The 17687-nt window shown below is 70.4% G+C and carries 15 protein-coding genes and 1 tRNA gene; 7 read left to right on the top strand and 9 right to left on the bottom strand.

Annotated elements, in window-relative coordinates; translation table 11 throughout:
• The first annotated feature begins 4 nt into the window (after positions 1 to 4).
• From ACFYM0_RS23710 to ACFYM0_RS23700, 3 genes are all read left to right on the top strand, one after another.
• Positions 5 to 1576, top strand: coding sequence for an alpha/beta fold hydrolase (locus ACFYM0_RS23710; protein ID WP_388504508.1), 1572 nt, complete (start codon positions 5 to 7; stop codon positions 1574 to 1576).
• Between the two features lie 117 nt (positions 1577 to 1693).
• Positions 1694 to 1767 (top strand) — tRNA-Thr (locus tag ACFYM0_RS23705).
• Between the two features lie 359 nt (positions 1768 to 2126).
• The gene (locus ACFYM0_RS23700) at positions 2127 to 2693 is read left to right on the top strand and encodes a Uma2 family endonuclease (protein WP_388504506.1); all 567 of its coding nucleotides are present in this window, start codon (positions 2127 to 2129) and stop codon (positions 2691 to 2693) included.
• Positions 2694 to 2897: 204 nt separating this feature from the next.
• Here ACFYM0_RS23700 and ACFYM0_RS23695 read toward each other — a convergent pair whose 3' ends face one another.
• The 9 genes from ACFYM0_RS23695 to ACFYM0_RS23655 all read right to left on the bottom strand — a co-directional run bounded on the left by ACFYM0_RS23695 (position 2898) and on the right by ACFYM0_RS23655 (position 11651).
• Positions 2898 to 3128: a hypothetical protein gene (locus ACFYM0_RS23695; protein WP_388504503.1), complete on the bottom strand. Its 231-nt coding sequence runs from the start codon at positions 3126 to 3128 to the stop codon at positions 2898 to 2900.
• A gap of 7 nt (positions 3129 to 3135) precedes the next feature.
• The gene (locus tag ACFYM0_RS23690; protein WP_388504500.1) at positions 3136 to 3609 is read right to left on the bottom strand and encodes a hypothetical protein; all 474 of its coding nucleotides are present in this window, start codon (positions 3607 to 3609) and stop codon (positions 3136 to 3138) included.
• Positions 3610 to 3942: 333 nt separating this feature from the next.
• Positions 3943 to 5679, bottom strand: a complete 1737-nt coding sequence (locus ACFYM0_RS23685) for a type IV secretory system conjugative DNA transfer family protein (protein WP_388504497.1) — start codon at positions 5677 to 5679, stop codon at positions 3943 to 3945.
• A 168-nt stretch (positions 5680 to 5847) separates the two neighbouring features.
• Positions 5848 to 7914 carry a peptidoglycan DD-metalloendopeptidase family protein gene (locus tag ACFYM0_RS23680; protein ID WP_388504495.1) on the bottom strand — a complete coding sequence of 689 codons (2067 nt, stop codon included), beginning with the start codon at positions 7912 to 7914 and terminating at the stop codon, positions 5848 to 5850.
• A gap of 6 nt (positions 7915 to 7920) precedes the next feature.
• Entirely contained in the window at positions 7921 to 8601 is a 681-nt protein-coding gene (locus tag ACFYM0_RS23675; protein ID WP_388504492.1) for a hypothetical protein, read from the bottom strand.
• Between the two features lie 192 nt (positions 8602 to 8793).
• Positions 8794 to 9528 (bottom strand): DUF4913 domain-containing protein, encoded by a 735-nt coding sequence (locus ACFYM0_RS23670; protein ID WP_388504489.1) that lies wholly within the window; start codon positions 9526 to 9528, stop codon positions 8794 to 8796.
• 30 nt (positions 9529 to 9558) lie between these two features.
• Positions 9559 to 10593 carry a hypothetical protein gene (locus tag ACFYM0_RS23665; RefSeq protein ID WP_388504486.1) on the bottom strand — a complete coding sequence of 345 codons (1035 nt, stop codon included), beginning with the start codon at positions 10591 to 10593 and terminating at the stop codon, positions 9559 to 9561.
• Entirely contained in the window at positions 10590 to 11213 is a 624-nt protein-coding gene (locus ACFYM0_RS23660) for a hypothetical protein (RefSeq protein ID WP_388504484.1), read from the bottom strand. The genes ACFYM0_RS23665 and ACFYM0_RS23660 overlap by 4 nt, the downstream gene beginning before the upstream one ends.
• Before the next feature lie 48 nt (positions 11214 to 11261).
• On the bottom strand, positions 11262 to 11651 hold the full coding sequence (locus ACFYM0_RS23655) for a hypothetical protein (protein WP_388504482.1): 390 nt from the start codon (positions 11649 to 11651) through the stop codon (positions 11262 to 11264).
• Between the two features lie 357 nt (positions 11652 to 12008).
• Between ACFYM0_RS23655 and ACFYM0_RS23650 the strand changes: the two genes are divergently transcribed.
• The 4 genes from ACFYM0_RS23650 to ACFYM0_RS23635 all read left to right on the top strand — a co-directional run bounded on the left by ACFYM0_RS23650 (position 12009) and on the right by ACFYM0_RS23635 (position 17678).
• Positions 12009 to 13688: a conjugal transfer protein gene (locus ACFYM0_RS23650; protein ID WP_388504479.1), complete on the top strand. Its 1680-nt coding sequence runs from the start codon at positions 12009 to 12011 to the stop codon at positions 13686 to 13688.
• A gap of 77 nt (positions 13689 to 13765) precedes the next feature.
• Positions 13766 to 14035, top strand: a complete 270-nt coding sequence (locus ACFYM0_RS23645; protein ID WP_388504477.1) for a hypothetical protein — start codon at positions 13766 to 13768, stop codon at positions 14033 to 14035.
• Positions 14036 to 14119: 84 nt separating this feature from the next.
• Positions 14120 to 14683, top strand: a complete 564-nt coding sequence (locus tag ACFYM0_RS23640; protein ID WP_388504475.1) for a hypothetical protein — start codon at positions 14120 to 14122, stop codon at positions 14681 to 14683.
• Between the two features lie 7 nt (positions 14684 to 14690).
• On the top strand, positions 14691 to 17678 hold the full coding sequence (locus ACFYM0_RS23635) for an ATP-binding protein (protein ID WP_388504472.1): 2988 nt from the start codon (positions 14691 to 14693) through the stop codon (positions 17676 to 17678).
• The last annotated feature ends 9 nt before the right edge of the window (positions 17679 to 17687 follow it).

Here is a 17687-nt window from a genome sequence, read left to right as displayed (position 1 = left end):
GGGAATGGACACCAGTCGCCTGCTGCGCACCACCGGGACCGTGATCGCCGCTGCGGGGCTACTGCTCTCCGGGTGCACCTCGGGCGGTTCGGGAACACCCCGCGCCGCCGCGTCGTCCGGTGGGGCCTCCGAGGCTCCGTCGGCCGAGCCGACGGCCGTCCCGGCCGCGCTGCGCCCGTACTACGACCAGAAGCTGAGCTGGCGCGAGTGCGGTGTGCCCGGCTTCGACTGCAGCACCCTGAAGGTCCCGCTGGACTACGAGAACCCCGCGGGCGGGGACATCGACATCGCGGTGGCCCGCCGCAAGGCCACCGACCCCTCCAAGCGGCTCGGGTCGCTGGTGGTGAACCCGGGCGGCCCGGGCGGCTCCGGCATCGGGTACCTCCAGGCGTACGCGGGCATCGGATACCCGGCCCCGGTCCGCGCCGCGTACGACATGGTCTCCTTCGACCCGCGCGGGGTGGACCGCAGCAGCCCCGTGGAATGCCTGAACGGCCCGGCCATGGACAAGTACACGCAGGTGGACCAGACGCCGGACACGCCGGCGGAGCGGGCCCTGCTGGTGGCCGCCTTCAAGGAGTTCGCGGCCGCCTGCCAGGCGCACTCCCGGCGGATCCTGCCGCACGTGTCCACGGTCGACGCCGCCCGCGACATGGACGTCCTGCGTGCGGCGCTGGGCGACGAGAAGCTGACGTACGTCGGAGCCTCGTACGGCACCTTCCTCGGGGCGATGTACGCCAACCTCTTCCCGGGCCGGACGGGCCGGCTGGTCCTGGACGGGGCGATGGACCCCTCGCGGCCCGCGGTCGAACTGAACCGGGACCAGACGGAGGGCTTCGAGACCGCCTTCCGCGCCTTCGCCGCGGACTGCGCCAAGCAGACCGACTGTCCGCTCGGCCAGGGCAGCCCGGAGCAGATCGCGGAACGTCTGGAGGAGTTCTTCCGCAAGGTCGACGCCCAGCCGGTCCCCACGACCGACCGGGCGCGTCCCACGCTCGGCGAGTCGCTGGCGACGACCGGGGTGATCGCCGCCCTGTACGACGAGAACGCCTGGCCGCAGCTGCGCGAGGCGCTCAGGGCCGCGATGGACGGTGACGACGGCAACGGGCTGCTGTCCCTCGCCGACAGTTACTACGAGCGCGGGCAGGACGGCAAGTACGCCAACCTCATGTCGGCGAACGCCGCCGTCAACTGCCTGGACCAGCCCCCGGCCTTCGCCGGCCCCGAGGCGGTCGAGAAGGCGCTGCCGTCCTTCGAGAAGGCCTCACCGGTCTTCGGCGCGGGCCTGGCCTGGGCCTCGCTGAACTGCACGTACTGGCCGACGAAGGCCACCGGTACGGCGGGGGTGCTGCAGGCGAAGGGCGCGCCGCCGATCGTGGTGGTCGGCACCACCCGCGACCCCGCGACCCCGTACAAGTGGGCCGAGGCCCTGGCGCGCCAGCTCGACTCGGGCGTCCTGCTGACCTACGACGGCGACGGCCACACCGCGTACGGCCGGGGCAGCGACTGCATCGACTCGGCGATCAACCAGTACCTCCTGGAAGGCACCGCTCCGAAGGACGGAAAGAAGTGCTGACCCCCACCGAAGCACCCGCCCCGGGCCCTTGTTCGGGGCACCCCGTTTAACCCTGTAGACTTTGCTCCGCTGCTGATGAGAGGCTCCCACCAGGGAAATTCTTGTCTTCCCAGCGGTGCCGCCTTAGCTCAGCTGGCCAGAGCAACGCACTCGTAATGCGTAGGTCTCGGGTTCGAATCCCGAAGGCGGCTCTGTAGAACCCCCAGGACTCACTCGCCGTGACCTGGGGGTTTTGCTATTTTCAGGGTCCGCCAGTGCATGCTGTCGGTCGGGGTTCGAGAGCCAGTGCGTGAGCAGCGCGGCTGTCCGACCTTGCGGGCGGCCTTCCCGGCGTCCCCGGGCCTCTTGGCCGGCATGCGAGCCTTGTCCCCCTCGGCCCTGGTACTCGATCGCGGTCCTCTCCTGGACCTGCCGGCCCCTGGGCCGGACGAGAGTCCGGAGGGCGCCGTCTCTGTCAGCTGTACCGGCGTCCAGAGTGCCGGCCGAGCTGAGACAGTACGCTGAACTCGGCGGGATCGGGCCCGCTCGCATGGTCTCCGGGAGGTGCGTCATGACTGCCGAGACGGCAGCCCCTGCGTGGATGCACGAGCAGATCACGGCGGAGCGGTACGACTCCTGGTCCGAGGAGCAGTGTGCGGGGATCGAGGTCGTGGACGGGATGGTTGTGGTGAGTCCCAGTGCGTCCAAGCGCCACAATCGACTCGCTCGGATCTTGGCGAACGTCTTGGAGGCAGCCGCCGGGCCGGACTGGAACGCCGATACCGACTTCGACGTCCGACTTCAGGACGTCCCGCTCACCAATCGTCGTCCGGATGTCGTTGTGTACCGCGCGGACACGATCGACATCACGCCCACTCGTCCCGAGCACGTGCTGCTGGTCGTAGAGGTTGTCTCACCGGGATCGGAGACAACCGATCGGATCGTGAAAACGGACCAGTATGCCAAGGCCGGCATCGCCTTCTACTGGCGGGTCGAGCAGGCCGCGACCGGTGTCCCCTTGGTGTACACCTATGTTCTCGACCCCGCGACCAGGGCCTACCGAAACGGGGACGTGTTCACCGGTGTCGTCAAGGTATCGGCTCCCTTCCCGGTGGAGTTCGACCTCGGCCAGATCTGACCTCATTGCTGAGTGCCCGCCGCCCTTCGGCGCGTTGTCGTCGGCCGAGGGTCAGCCCCACTTGCGAGATCGATGCGTGAGCGGACTGGTTGGCATGAGGTGGATGGGGTGGCACGCGGGGCCGTGCCCGCAACTGACTGACCTGGAGCTCTTGCTATTTCTGGGATCGGGCCGAGGCCCTCGACCCTCGACCACATGCCCGGGCTATTTGAGGCTCGGATGCTTCTGTGTGAGTCGCTTGAGCCAGGCCCAGCGGGCGAGCCCGCCGACGGCGAGGGAGGCGATGATCGCGCCCCAGTCGATGACGTGCGGGAGGCCGGGGAAGAAGGCGAAGAAGGCGAAGGATCCGGCGGTGGCGGCGAGGAAGGCCGCGATGCCGGCGCGGCGGCGTTCGGCTTCCCGGTCGGGGGCTTCGGGGGGTGGCTCGGTGGTCATGTGCGGCTCACTTCGTGATGTGGTGGCACTGGCTGACCCGGCGCACGCCGTTGACGTGGAGGTGTGCGCATGCCCTGCCGTAGCGGGGCAGCGTCTGGGGCGCGTTGTCACGCATCGGGTGGATCTCGCACTCGGTGCGTCGTGCCGCGGGAGGTGCGGTAGGTCTTGTTGTCGGTGTCCGCGTAGGTGAAGTCGATGCGCCAGTTGCAGAAGCCGGCGTTGAGGGCGCCGACGAACCCGCAGTCGACGCCGGCGTTCTGGTAAGTGATCTTCTTGCCGTCGCCTTGCCGTCGCCGCGGACGATATGGGTGAACATGCAACCCGTGGGAACCTTCATGGTGACGCCGCCGACTTGGTAGTCGAAGCCGGTGACGGGCGTTGAGCCGATGGCGCCGGCGTGCGCCTCGGCGGGCGGTAAGCCGATCAGCGTGGCCGCTGTGGCGAGAGCGGCAATGATCCGGGCTGTGAAGAGCTTGCCCATCGGTGTCCCCTTCCGGCGGAATGCGTCTGCCGAACGGAACGCCCGTCGTCGGCCCGAGGTTCTGCCCGGCGGGGCAGTCCGCTGTGAAGGGTGATCAGCGGATTGGCATGCCGGCCACCCGTAACCGGCGTTCCTGGATGGTGGGTTCGTGCGAGGGGCGCCGGGTGAGTGGACGGGTGGCGCGGGGTGGATCGGTGGCACGCAGGGGACGGGGCGGGCCCGGCTGACCTGGGGAAACAGGGTTCCGTGGTACGGCCCCTGGCCCGCAAGGATGACCTTGCGGGCTGGGCCGGACGGCCCGTCGTGGCCGTCCGGTTGGGGTGTCGTGTGGGGTTAGGGGCGGGCGCCCGGGTCGTGTTTGGTGAGGGAGGCCTTGACCGCGCGGGCGTACGGGCCTTCCCACCAGGGGATCGTTTCCACCAGGACCGGCTTGGTGCCGGAGGCCAGGACGAGGGCCCGGCCGGGGGGCATCGCGCCGAGGTCAGAGACCTTCAGGACGCGGTCGCGGCGTACGGACTCGTTCATGGTGCGGTTGCCGGACCAGCCGCCGGTCTCCGATTCGCGGGTCGTGGTGAACTCGCGCAGTTCGTACTCGCCCGCCAGCTCGGACAGGTCGCCGAGGAAGCGGGTGTCGGAGACGCCGCCGCCGTAGACCCGTACGTTCGCGGCGGACCAGAGCTTCTCCATGCCGCGCTCGCCCCACACCTCGATGCCCTGGGCCCAGGACTGGAGGATCGTCATCAGGATGATGCCGCGTGATCCGTAGTGCGAGTAGAGGTCGGGCAGGGCGCGCCAGCGGCAGACGTTCGCCGCCTCGTCCAGGACGCCGACCAGCGGGCGCGCCAGCCGGCCGCCGCGCTGGGTCGTGGCGTACTCCTCGGCGGCCTCGACGACGGCCACGGTCAGGGCGGTCACCAGCGGGCCCGCCGAGTCGCTGCCCTCGCGGGAGAGCGAGTAGAGGGTGGAGTCGCTGCGGACGAACTCGCGGGGGTCGAACTCCGGACGGTCGTCGGCGGCGGAGGCCGGCGTCACCCACCGGTTGACCTCGGGGTTGATGAGGCAGGACGCCATCTGCTGGGCGACGCCGTAGATGCCGCTGCGCTGCTTGTCGGGGGCGGTGATCACGCCGGCCAGGGCGTCGGCCGGCATGATCTGTCCCGCGCCGCGCAGGATGCGCTCGGGGGTGTCGTCCTTCGGGTTGGCCAGCCAGGTGTAGATCTGCGTGATCGAGGACTTGGCCGTGGCCGCCGCGAGCAGGAGGTTGGCCAGCAGGTCCTGTCCCGCCGGGTCGAAGAACGCGTCCGTGGAGGCGTCGGCGTCCCGCGAGCCCGACGCGAAGTGGTCGGCCAGCTTGCGGGCCTTGGCGACGTCGGTCACGTACGACAGCGGATTCCACCACCATGCGGGCGGCTCCTGGGCCACCTGCTGCGGGTCGAAGACCCACACCGGACCGCGCGCTTCGCGGGGGCCGCGGGTCGCGTCGACGATGTCCCGCTTGTTGGAGGTGACGAGCACCGCGCCGGGGGCGTCGAGGATCGCGGGGATGGCGCGCCGGGTCGTCTTGCCGGTGCGCGGGCCCCAGATGTCGATGTGCATGTCCTCGAAGGAGCCGAACAACGGCTGCCGTCCCCGCAGGGAGCGGCCGATGAAGACGCCGGGCACGCTGCTCTGCACGCCGAGTCGCTCGGCGGTCGCGGCGGCGCCCTTCATGGTGAGCTTTCCGAGCTCCTCGCCCTGGGCGAGGTGGCGGGCCGCGCCGTCGACGTCGGGCTTGTTGCGCATGCGCTGGCGGATCCGGTACACGGCGACGCCGGCGCCGGCGAGGAGGAGCGCCTCGCCGGCCGCGACGGCGTTCGCCGCACCGCCCGGCCACGTGTAGTCGCCCTTGACCAAGGACACGGCGAAGGAGAAGGGGTTGCCCGGCGGGTCCGGTTCACCCTCGAAGGAGGCACCGGCGAGGGCGGCGAGCCACGCTCCGCAGAGGAGGAGCAGGACCGAGCCGACGAGCACGACGATCTCGATCGTCCAGTCCTCGTCGGAGCGCGGCTTCTTCTGCTGTTGGGCGGTCATGGTCAGGTCTTTCCTTCCGCAGGAGCGGGCGCGGCACGGAAGACGACGAGGCCTTTCCCGTCCCGGAGGATCCCGTATCCGTTGCTGGTGAATTCCGGGATGCCGTCGCACGGGGAGAGGGTGGCGCCGACGGCGCCGCCCTTCCGCTCCGGGCAACGTGCTTCTGCTCTAGGCATGTTCATCGTTACCGGCCTCGGCGGGATCGGTGCCCGGAGGGATCGGTACCCGGTACACGGCGGTGATCGGGTCCTGCACGTCCCAGGTGCTGAACTCGACGTTCTTGCCGGGGCGCGGGGCGTGGAGGATCTTCTTGCCGGCCGGGTCCCACACGATGCCCACGTGCTCGGAACCCCTCCTGCTGGGGTTGAAGAAGATCAGGTCGCCGGGCTGCGCCTGGCTCAGGTCGATCTTGTACGCACGGAGCCGGTCCTCCTGCACGTAGGTGGTCGCACCGACGTCGATCTTGCCGCCGCTGGCCTGGTAGTAGATCCACTGCGTGTAGCTGGAGCAGTCGAAGGACACCGGGTTGTCGCCCTGGAGCCGTGGGGCGCCCCAGACGTACGGCTGGCCGATGCCGCGCTGGGCCCAGCGGAGCGCCGCGCGCACCACCGGGTCGTTGGCCTGCGGCAGTACGCCGGTCACGCCGGCACCGTCCGGGGGAACGCCGGTGCCCTTGCCGTTCGCGGCGCATTCGGCGTGCGAGGCGTCCTTGCCCTTGCCGTCGCCGCCGGGAACGGTGCCGTAGTCGGGGTCGCCCGAGATCTTGCCCTGCAGCCAGCCCTGGGGGTCGATCATGCCGGGGCCGTTGTCCTGGCCGGGGACGAAGGGGTTGTCGACGCCCGGTATCCGCACCTCCCAGTGCAGGTGCGGGCCGGTGACGTTGCCGGTGGCGCCGACCGTGCCGATCTGGTCGCCGCGCTTGACGGTGCTGCCCACCGAGACCGAGATGGTGGTCTGGTGCGCGTACAGGGTGACGACGCCGTTCGCGTGCTCGATGTTGGTCTCGTTGCCGTACGAGCCGCCGTTGCCCGCCTTGATCACCTTGCCGTCGGCAGGGGCGTAGATCGGGACGCCGCTGTCGGCGACCAGGTCGAGCCCCGTGTGGTAGCCGAGGCTCCAGTGGGGGCCGCTCGCGTGGTACTGGGTGCCGACCTTGTAGGTGCCTTCCTTCATCGGCCACTGCCAGTTCTTGCCGTCCGGGGGCGGGGGAGCGGCCGGCCGGATCAGCGGACGCGAGAACGCGACCGGCTCCATGCTGCCCGCCGTGCCCTGACTCGCCGGCGCGTCGCCGCCGTAGGGCGGGGTGGACCAGGAGCGGGGCGGGGACGCGACGATGCTCAGCGCCTCGTTCGGCTGGGCGTCGTTGCCGACCGGCTCGGGGATGTCCGAATGCCGGCCGAGCGTGGGGAAGTTGGGGTTCTTCTCGACGGTCGTCTTCAAGTGGGCGTACCAGCCCTCGATCAGGCTCTTCTCACCGGTGAGGTTGCCGCGGTAGCGGGCCGCCTGCGTGAGGACCACCCGGGGGTAGATGGTGTTGTCCTTGGTCGAGCCCGAGTAGGACAGCAGGGCGTCCCAGGGCTGCGTCTCGGCCTTCTTCGCGTGCAGGAAGTTGGCGGCGGCGAAGGACGCGTCGTCGATGTTGTAGAGGTCCTTGGTGCCGTCGCCGTTCCCGTCGGCGCCGTAGTCCGTCCAGGCATCGTTGCCGAACTGGAGCAGGCCCATGTAGCCCGCGCTGTTCTTGCCTCCCGGCGCGGCGGACGGGTCCTGGCCGAACTTGGTCTCCTGGTACATCTGCCCGACGATCAGCGTCCAGTCGAGCCCCTCGTAGCGGGCCGCGGCCCGCATCGCGGCCAGGATCATCCGCGGGGGTATCTCGTTGCGGGCCGTCTCGCTGGGCATGTAGACCTTGCCGGCGGGCATGATCGGGTTGGTGGCCGCCTGGTCGCCGGTGTTGCCACCGCCCGCGTTCTCACCGTAGTTGCCGCAGGCCGCCTGCGCGGCGCCGCTGCCGATGCCCCCCAGCAGGCCGCTGATCATGACGACGGCGAGGAAGCCCGCACCGCCGATCGGCAGCAGGCTGCCGGCGCCGGCGATCAGCAGCCACTTGCCGCCGCCGCCCTTCTTGCCACCGCCGTTGCCGCCCCCCTGGCCTCCCGCCAACTGGGCGGCCATCTTTGCGGTTTTGGCCACCTTGGCGGCCTTCGATGCGGCTGCCAGTACGGCAGGAGCCACCATCGCGCGTCACTCCCCCGATTTGTCGGATGCGCCCACGTTGCCGAGACCGTGCAGATCGAACGCGGAGACCTTCCACTTCCCGCCGTCCTTGCGGGAGCTGACCAGCCAGGAGTTGTTCTCCGTGCGGGTCTGCTTGCCGTTCTCGGAACGGACCGAGGTCAGCGAGACCACGCTGGACACCATCCGGCCGCTGCCGCGGGCGAGGTCGTCCGCGATCAGCGCGTCGCGGACCACGGTCGCCTTGCCCACGGAGGTGCAGCGGGCGGCCCGGCAGGTGGCCCAGTCCTTGCCCGTGGGAAGCGCGGTCTGCCGGGTCATCTGATCGTCGGCGACGGTCAGCTCCAGCAGCGGCTGCGCCCAGGTGCCGGTCTGATCGGTGTACTTGTACGTGCCCAGGCCGGCCATGTAGGCGGCCATCGCCTGGTGGGCCTCGGCCAGTTCCTCCGGCGTGACGATGGGCGGTACGGCGCCGGAGGCGCCCGTCGGCTGCACGCCGGAACTCCCGCCGCCGGTCGCGCCGGTGTTCGTGTCCTGTTCGGCCGTCGCGGCGGGCTTGCCGTCGGACGGGTCCTTGGCGTCGGCCTCTCCATCGAAGACGGTGAACACCACCAGGGCGCCGATCAGCAGAAGACCCATCACCACCAGGGCCAGTGCCGCACTTCGCTTGTTCTCGGCAGGTGACTCCACCGTCCCGGGCCTCCCTCAGTCAGGTCGCCCGGACACGGTAGGGGGAGGGACGTGCAATGGCGCTCGCCTTTTCCTCGCGAGGAAAGGCGGGGAAAAGGCGAGGAAAGAACAGGGCGTTCGGGGTGGGTCGAGTCGGCGAAGTCCGTGCGGGGAATCGGTGAAGAGACCGGCGGGACTCTTCACCGATCCCGCTCAGACGGACGAGGCCCCGGGGTCGTACGGATCGACGGGCAGTGGATCGAAGGGATAGGCCGTGTGCCCGTCCTTCGGCGAACAGGACGCGAACGGGCCCATGTCCGGATCCAGCAGCACCCGCAGGTGCGGGTCGGCGTGGTGGAGCCACCAGGTGGACATGCCCAGCGCCGGGTCGTGACGCAGGTGTTCCCAGGCCAGCCAGAGCGCGGAAAGCCGGGCGCCGGCCTCGGGGTGCTCCCACCAGCGCGGACACCAGGTGGCGGACGCTCCGTTCAGGCGGCGCCGCACCATTTGGGCGAGGTAGTCGGAGACGAAGACGAAGACGTCGGCGAAGTAGAACTCCACCTCGCCGTCGGCCGGCGTCTGCTCGCCCTGTGGTGTGTCCGGCTGGGCGCCCTGTTGTGCGCCCTGCTGGTCGGCGGCAAGGAGGGGGAACGCCTCGCACAGCTGGGCCAGAGCGTCGTCCCGGCGTCGCAGCTCGGCCAGCACCAGCTCGCGGAGTTCGGCCTCGACCGCCTGGCAGGCTGCCGTGTCGCCGCTCTCGCGGGCGGCCGCCGCGCGCCACTGCCAGTCCTCCAGTTGCCTGGAGCGCTGACTCTCCTCATGGGCCGAACGGGCTCCGGCCAGGAAGAGCGTCAGCTTCATGTGCATGCCGTCCCAGGCTTTGGTCGTGGCGAAGAAGACCGCCTTCTCCGCCACGTCCCGGGCGATCCGCTCATGTTCGCTGTTCAAGTGAGGTGCCTCTCGCACGGGGTTGGACGGTTAGCGCTCGACGCCGGACTGCGCCGGTGCGACGGACGGGAGTGCGGCCGCCGGGTTGATCACACCGTGGCCGGTGGGGCCGCGGGGGGCCGTCGCGCGGGCGGCGGGTCGGCCGCCCATGCCGGGCAGGAACGCGTTGCCCGTCTGCGCTGTCTGAGCTGTCTGAGCTGCCTGAAGGGACTGCTTCGCGGCGGTACGGGCGGACAGTTCGGGGTAGGTGTTGGCCGAGGCCAGCTGCCACATCGCGGCTTCGTGTGCCATCCGCTGGTTGTCGGGGACGTCGATGGCGGCGAGCTTCGCGGCGAGGTCCTTCGGGGACTTCTCGGGGTCGTAGTCCTCCTTGCGCAGCTGGCAGCGGACGGGGTCGTCCGCCAGCAGCGCATCGATCCCGGCGGGAATGTGCTCATGGCGGGGCATCGGTGTCGCGAACTTGATGCCTTCCTTGCCGACCTTGGAGTTCTCGAGCAGCGCCGGCATCTCGGTCTTGCCGAGTACCGAGTCCTCGGTGATGTCCGCGGCCAAGGCGATGACCAGGCCTTCGGTCGCCTCGGCATACCTGGCAGAGAGCGTGTCCCACGCCTTGCCGTGAGCGGCGCCGAGTTCGTCGGCATCGATGCCGAAGTGTTCGACCATGGCTTCCATCACGTTGGCGTTGCCCAGGAAGTACGAGTTCAACTGGTGCCCCGCCGGAGTGTCCTCCAGTACCTGAAGACCGCGTGACTCTCCGAATGCCCGCGCCAGAAAGCGGTGCGGTACGGGGCCGTCGGCTCCCTCGGGCTGGGACTCGTAGGACCAGAACGCCCGGTCGGGACCCCGTTCCTCATTGGTGACGGACGTGTTCTCCGAGAGGTCTTTGACGAAAGCCGGCAGATCCAGTCGGGAGCGGCCCGCCTGAGCCGACTGGCAGTCACTGAAGATCCGCCCTGCCAGTTCGAGCCCGGCCTCCATGGTGCGGGGCTCCGCCGCGGCATGCTCCTGCTGGAAGGCGATCGCCCTGGCTATCTCCTGAGGGGTCGCAGGAGCATCGGGCCTCACATGTGCCTCCGTGAGCCCTCAGGGGCGTGCACGCTCAGCCGGATCTGCGCGCTGCCCGGTGTGTCCGTGGTCCAGGCCGCGAAAGAGACGGACTGCCTGAGGACGATGACGGCCTGTCCGGGGTTCACTCCCGTCGGGTTCCAGTACGCCATCCGGTACGGGGTCCGGGTCTTGACGCGATATCCGCCGTCGGGCCAGAAGTCCGGCTCCGGCGGTTCCGGGAAGTCCTGCGCGTCCCACGGGCCGCTCCAGGCCGCCGGTCCCAGCACGTCCTCGGCCGCCTTCAGGAATGCCGGCCACTCCTTGGACGCGTGGGAGAGGAGGCCGGGGTTCTCGGATGCCTCGTCGACCTTGGTGCGCCAAGCCCAGTGGGTGAGGCGATAGACCGGATGCCAGTTGGAATTCGACTCCAGGGTCCACCTGCCCCCGCCGGGGGTGCTCACGACCAGGTTGCGGTCGGCCGTCTGCGGTTCCCAGCCGTACCTCGCGCACCACTCGCGGCACTCCGACGAGCCACCCTGCGGCGGGCCCTCCCACACGGAGGCCCAGTCCACGTCGCGCAGGCCTTCCAGCTCGGCGGCCAGGTCCTGGGCACTGCGGCCCGACGTCTCCGTCAGCATCCTCGTCAGCTCCTCGCTCGGTACACCTGGGGGCATCGTGGCAGAGGGTCAGGACAGGACGATCCCGAGGATCAGCAGCCCGACCACCACCGCACCCATGATGAAGCGGATCGTCGGGTCCTCCCGCTCCCACAGCTCGTGGACCACGGTCCAGCCGGTCATCCGGGCCGCGCGGCCTTCGTGGATGCTGGTGCCGTGGGCCGGGTCCTGCCGGTCGCCGTCGGGGCCGTCGGCCGCCTCTTCCTCGTCCGTGTCGGGTATGCCGGTCGTCCCCTGCTGGGCCTGCGCCACCATGACCAGCCCCTCCAGGAGCTCGGGCATCGTGTGCGGCGTGAGGGGATAGGCGACCGTGCCGTACGGGGTTTGCAGGCAGAGCTTCGACTGCCAGGGGTTGCCGGGCTCGTAGCCGTCGATCCAGGCTTCCTGGGCTTCGGTCACGGGGGGAACGGGGGGAACGGGGGCGAACGTTCCGTCGGCGGGCGCCGGCGCAGGGGACACGTTCTGCTGAGGGAGGGCGTTGTGGTCGCTCAACTCTCGTCCTTCGCACGATCGGGGACGGTTCAGCGCCCGTCACCCGGACGCAACCCGTCATTCTGGCCGAGCGCCGGGAGCGCGGTCCCTGTGGGGCCCGGGATTTCCTCACGAGGATTCCCCGAAGTCTTCCCCGGCTTTCCTCGTCTTTTCCCGGCGGGGAAAAGGGGAGAGGGGATGGTCCCGCGGTTTGCCACACTGCCGTGCGCACCTGGCCTCACCAGGGGCCCGCCGGGCGGTCGACGGCGGAGGGGGATCGGACGCGTGGGAGAGACGGACTCGATGACGGACCACAACAGCTCTGCTGGCGGGGTCGGCGGGGGCCAGCCTTCCGGGCAGCAGGGGCAGTTCGGCCCCGCAGGGCAGCAGGCGCAGCAGGCACAGGCACAGCAGTTTCCCCATCAGGGACCCAATCCGTACGGCCAGCCGGACAGCGCCGCCGCGCCGATGCAGCAGCCCTCGGATGCCGCGCGGGCGCAGTTGGCCGCCGCCTGGGTGCGCGCCGCCCGGCCCGGGACCGTACCGCCGGGCGAGGCCGCCGTACCGGTCCTGCCGCCGCGCGTGAACCCTCCGGCCGGGGGCTCGAAGAAGGACCAGCGCAAGGCCGCCCAGGACGCGAAGCGGGCGGAGCGCAAGGCCGCGTACGAGCAGAAGAAGGCCGAGCGCGAGAACCGCAAGCAGGGGCGCGGCGGCAAGGGCTCCGCTTCCGCGTCTGCACCCGCATCCGTGCCGGCGCCGTCGACGGGTTCGCCGACGGCTGCCGGGCCCGGTCCGGCCGCTGGGACCGCGGGCGCCACTTCGCCGCAGGCCCAGGCCCAGGCCCGGGTGCGCGCCGGAGCCGGCGCGGGCTTCGACGTGCCGCGCCCGGGTGGGCGGCTGCCGGCCCAGGGCCGGCGCACCCATGTGGCCCTCCGTGCGACCCTCCTGATCACCACGTGCGCCTTCGCGCTGGGTTCCTGCGGTGTCGCGGGCCTGGTCATCGGCAAGTCGTCCGTCGCGGTGCAGAGCGCCGCCCTGGACGACGAGGACGTGCAGCGGTACCGGCTGACCGCGTTCCCGACGCAGGCGGCGGCGACCTTCGCCGAGGAGTACGTGACGCTGTGCATGACGTACTCCGCGCAGTCGGCCGACAAGCGCCGCGACGCACTGAGCCGCTACGCCTCGTCAGGTGTGGACCGTGACTGTGGTGTGAGCGGTCAGGGCAGCCAGACCGTGCGCCAGGCCAAGTGGGACGGGACCGTCGAGGAGCTCCCCGAGTACGGGGAGAACGGGCGCTACCTGAGCATCCAGGTCAAGCTGTCCAACGGTCGCACCACCCGAGTCTCCGTGCCGGTGTACGTGAAGGACCTGGCCACCGGGACGGGGCTGCGCGTCGCGGGCAACCTGGGCGAGATGCCGCTGCCTTCGCGCGGCAGCGTTCCCGTCGTCAAGCAGGACGAGGAGGTCGTCGACCGGCCGCTCTCCGACCAGCTCAAGTCACAGGTCCTGCCCGGTTACTTCAAGGCCTGGGCGGCTTCCGACGCGACGGGGCTGACCCGGTTCACGACCACCGACGCGTCCCTGGCGGCGATCTCGGGCCTGGCCGGGGCGCTCGCCTCGCCCGACGTCCGGGAGGTCGTCGCGCTCGCGCCGGCAGGCAGTGAGAGCGGCAAGACCGTCCAGTACGGGCCGAGTCAGGCCGTACAGGCCCGGGTGACGGTCGTCTGGGGCGGTGCCGAGGCCTCCGGGTCGAAGGGGAACCCCGGCCCGACCGTGCAGCGCTCGTACCGGCTGACCGTGGTGAACACCGCCCAGGGCTGGTTCATCAAGGACATCCGTGGCGGCGTCCTCGACCCGACGGGCGGCACCGCGGACGCCGGAGCGGGCGTGCCCGCCTCGCCGGTGCCCGAGGAGAGCGCCCCGGCCGCCGGCGACGGCACCCCCGGTCCGGGCAAAACGCCCTGACCTTCCCGACCGTCCCGACCCGACCCGCGATCCATCGACGTATCCCGTCCCGCGCACCCAAGTGAAAGGACCTCGCCATGTACCTGGCGGCTACCACCCTCAAGGACATGTTCGGAGAGATCCAGGAGATCCTCCTGGGCATCGGCACCACGGTGGCCATCTGCTCCCTGCTCATCCTCGGCATCCGGATGCTGCTGTCGATGAAGCGCGGCGACGGCATGCGCGAGGCCTTCCAGGGCTTCGGCATGATCGCGCTGGCGGCCCTGATCATCGGTGGCGCGACCGGTCTCGCCGGTCTGCTCATCTCCCTGGGCGAGCAGATCGGTGGCGGCGGCGCCAAGAACTGAAGCCGGGAGCGGCCGGGACGTCGTTCCGGCACGCACCCGTAATTCACGGCCCGCATTTACGTCATCAGAGAGGGGGATCGGCTGATGGCAGGGAACGCATCCGACGGACCCGAACCGATGGTCGCCTACGACCACACGGATCTGCTCAACCGGCCCAAGCGCATCTGGAACTGGGGCAACATCCCGCTTCCCGGTCTGCTGCTGCCGGCCCTGGGCGCGGCCTTCGGCTTCGCGGTCCTGTGGCTGGTGGCCCTGCTCTCGCTCTCCGCCTTCCTGCCCTTCCTGGGCCTGTCGATGCTGACGTCGGTGCTCTACATCGGCCCGCCGGTCGGCGTCTATTTCGTCTGGGGCCGGCCGCTGCCCTCCGCCCTCACCCTCAGCCAGCAGCTGGTGGTCTGGGGCGACTACTGGTTCCAGCCCAAGCGTCTGCAGGGGCTGGCCGCCGACCGTGAACCCGAGGAACTGCACTGGCAGGTGATCCTCTGGCAGCCGGGCTCGCAGCGCTGGCACCGGCAGTACGAGGAGGCCCTCGTGACGGCGGCCCGGAACGGCTCGTCGTACGCCGCGCAGCCGTCCGAAGCGCAGCCGTACGCGGCGCACCCCGCAGCCGCACACACCCCCACCGCACACTCCGAGACCGCAGGATGACTCCTTCATGATCATGATGATCCTTCTGGGCGGGGCGGTCGCCTTCTTCGTGATCGCCATGGTCATTACCGCCGCAGGTTCCAAGAAGTCCCAGGGAAACCAGGGCTCCGGCGGCCAGGGCTCCGGCGGTACGCGGAACTCGGGCGGCTCCCGGAACCAGGCCAAGTCCACGTCCACGCGCCGCGAGGAGATGCGGCTGCCCTACCGCTACGCCGACGACCTGATCTTCATCCACGGCGAGTCGGTGTGGACCGGGATCGTTCTGCCCACCGCCATCGACGAGTACCTCAACGCCACCGAGCTCCAGGCGATGGCCGAGGGCCCCGCCCGCGGGCTGCTCAACCTCGCCCGCGGCGACCGCAACGTCGAGTGCCACTACCGCAAGGTGTACCGGCCGATCACCGCCCTCGAATGGGCCGACCAGCTCAACACCATCGCCTGGGATCCGACCGAGAACTACAAGGCGTACAACCTCCGCAAGGCGGAGTACCAGGAACGCATCGGGGCGACGCGCGAGCGCAACATCCTGCTGGTCAAGCTGGGCTCGCTGGCGCGCGGTTCGAGCGGCAGCGGCGTGCTCCCCGGCGGCGACGACCCGTTCGAGGAGCCGGGTCTGACCCGCGCCCTGCGCGGCACCGCCGACAAGGCGGCCGCGGGCGCCACCGGCGTGCACGACGAGTACCTGTCGCCGGGCGTACTGGCCCAGTGGAGCCAGGTCGCACGCGAGGTGCACGAGAGCCTCGAGGGCCTGAACGGCGCGCCGCTGGACCGCGAGGAGCTGGTCTGGCTGATCCGCAAGCCGCTCCACGGCGACCTTGCGGTGCCGCCCGAGCCGGTGCTCGGATCCCGTTCCTGGGGCCCGGACCAGTTCGACCTGGTCGTCGACTTCTCCGGCGAGAACCACAAGACGCACATCGTGCTCCACCAGTACGACGAGGTCACCGGCGAGCAGCACACCAGCTATACGACGACGCTGGTGGCCGCCAGCTGGCCCACCGAGACCCGCTTCCGGCAGTCCACCGCCTGGGCGCGCTACGCCTCGCAGCACGTGGACTTCCCGGTCGAGATCGACATGCGGTTCACCCTGATCCCGTACCTGAAGTTCAAGGACCGGGCGAAGAAGATCAGCGGCAACCTCGTCGACGAGATGAACGACATGGCCAACTCGGGCCGTTCGCCCGGCACCCAGCTGGCCAACCAGGTCACCCGCGCCCAGCACCTCCTCGACGACGTCGAGGAGCACAAGATGCCGGGCATGGAGGCGCAGATCCGCTTCACCATCTCCGCACCGGACATCGCCGAGCTGGAACGCCGCCGCCGCATCCTCGAAATGCAGTTCAAGCAGGACCTGAAGGTCACCCTGCTGCGGCCCACCCGCCAGCAGTGGCGGCTGCTCCAGTCCCAGCTGCCGGGCGACGCCCCCAAGCTGCCCGTCGCGCCGTACCTGCGGCTGCAGGAGGTCGAGCAGCTCGGCGCCGGGCTGCCCACCGCGGGCACCGAGCTCGGCGACAACCCCGAACACCGGTCGGGCAAGCAGCTCGGCTGGGTGGGCAACCTCGTGGGCTGGGCCGGGAAGATGCCCGTCCACTACTCCCTGCACGTCGGGCCCGCCCGCAACGACGGCGGTGGCCTCGCCATCGTCGGCGCGTCCGGCGGCGGCAAGTCCTCGCTCGCGCTCCAGAAATTCTACGAGGAGTCGGAGTCGGGCGTGCGCTGCCTGGTCATCGACCCGAAGACCGACTTCGCCCAGCTCTGCTACTACCTGGGCTTCGGCTCCCAGGTGAACGACCCGGAGTTCGCGCACGACGCCGACTCGGGCATCCTCGGTACCGAGCGGAGCCGCTTCCAGCCGGTCAACCCGGAGTTCTGGGCGGAGACCGAGGTGGTCGACCTCCTCAAGGGCCAGGCCGGCGTGCTCGACCCGTGGGTGGTCGCACGCGACGTGCCCTCGGGCCGGCTGCTCGCCGAGTCGATGCTGCGCGGGTTCCTCGGCGACGAGGACTACCAGCGCGTGCGCCTGCCCGTCATCGAGGGGATGGCCACGGTCGTCGGCCGGTACAACTCCGCGATGCGGCAGGCCACCGAACACGGCCTGACCGCCCGGGAGACCGAGCAGAAGGTGCCGCGGCCGACGCTGTGGCAGGTCGTCGACGAGGTCGTGCAGGCGTACGACCACGCGGTCTCCTCGGGCGACCGCGAGGCGATCAAGGAGCTCAAGCTCGCCCAGATGCTCCTCACCGAGCTGAGGACCCTGCCGTACGCGCGACTCGCCTTCGCCGAACACCCGCAGACGCTGTCCGCGATGCGAAAGCGCCGGACGGTCATCACCCTGCGCGGTTTCCAGTCCCCGTCCTCCTCGGACCCGCGCAACTGGAACCCGGCCGAACGCCTTGCCGCGACCGCGCTGATGGCGGTCGTGGAACTGGGCAGCCAGATGCTCGACGTCGGCTACGAGAAGAACCCGGTGACGGGCGAGATCGGCCTGCGGCCCAAGGCCCTCTTCGTCGACGAGGCGTACGTCGTCACCGCCACCGAGAGCGGCCGCGACCTGATGCGGCGCGCGCTCAAGCAGGGCCGCTCGTACCTCGCGGTCACCGTCCTGATCACCCAGCAGGCCATCGACCTCGTCCAGATCGAGGACTCCGAAGCCCGCAGCGGTGGTGCCAACCAGATCCACACGGTCTTCGCCTTCAAGCAGAAGTCCGCGCAGGAAGCCTCCCTGGTGGCCCCGCTGCTCGGCCGGCCCGAGGACGACGCCAAGGTCGTCTCGGCCCTGCAGGAGCTCCGTACGGGTGTCTGCCTGCAGCGCGACGTCGACAAGCGGGTCGGCACGGTGGCCGTGGACCTGGTCTTCAAGGAGATCCTCGCCGCCACGGACACCAACGGCACGACCCGCCCCGGCAGGCAGTCGATCGACCCGCCGCTCAGCGTCTGGGACTGGACCTTCATGCAGGAGGCGACCGCGGCGGCAGAGGCCGCGGCCTCCGCGTCGTGATGCCGGCCC

The sequence above is a fragment of the Streptomyces sp. NPDC006487 genome, assembly GCF_042870555.1.
Classification (GTDB): domain Bacteria; phylum Actinomycetota; class Actinomycetes; order Streptomycetales; family Streptomycetaceae; genus Streptomyces.
The sequence above is the reverse complement of the archived record's forward strand: the minus strand, read 5'-3'. Positions and strand labels throughout refer to the sequence as shown.

What these genes read in the sequence shown, in the direction of transcription:
- ACFYM0_RS23685 (WP_388504497.1), bottom strand. Translation starts at nt 5,679, where the DNA reads ATGACCGCCCAACAGCAGAAGAAGCCGCGCTCCGACGAGGACTGGACG.
- ACFYM0_RS23645 (WP_388504477.1), top strand. Translation starts at nt 13,766, where the DNA reads ATGTACCTGGCGGCTACCACCCTCAAGGACATGTTCGGAGAGATCCAG.
- ACFYM0_RS23660 (WP_388504484.1), bottom strand. Translation starts at nt 11,213, where the DNA reads ATGCTGACGGAGACGTCGGGCCGCAGTGCCCAGGACCTGGCCGCCGAG.
- ACFYM0_RS23690 (WP_388504500.1), bottom strand. Translation starts at nt 3,609, where the DNA reads ATGGGCAAGCTCTTCACAGCCCGGATCATTGCCGCTCTCGCCACAGCG.
- ACFYM0_RS23695 (WP_388504503.1), bottom strand. Translation starts at nt 3,128, where the DNA reads ATGACCACCGAGCCACCCCCCGAAGCCCCCGACCGGGAAGCCGAACGC.
- ACFYM0_RS23640 (WP_388504475.1), top strand. Translation starts at nt 14,120, where the DNA reads ATGGCAGGGAACGCATCCGACGGACCCGAACCGATGGTCGCCTACGAC.
- ACFYM0_RS23710 (WP_388504508.1), top strand. Translation starts at nt 5, where the DNA reads ATGGACACCAGTCGCCTGCTGCGCACCACCGGGACCGTGATCGCCGCT.
- ACFYM0_RS23680 (WP_388504495.1), bottom strand. Translation starts at nt 7,914, where the DNA reads ATGGTGGCTCCTGCCGTACTGGCAGCCGCATCGAAGGCCGCCAAGGTG.
- ACFYM0_RS23635 (WP_388504472.1), top strand. Translation starts at nt 14,691, where the DNA reads ATGATCATGATGATCCTTCTGGGCGGGGCGGTCGCCTTCTTCGTGATC.
- ACFYM0_RS23700 (WP_388504506.1), top strand. Translation starts at nt 2,127, where the DNA reads ATGACTGCCGAGACGGCAGCCCCTGCGTGGATGCACGAGCAGATCACG.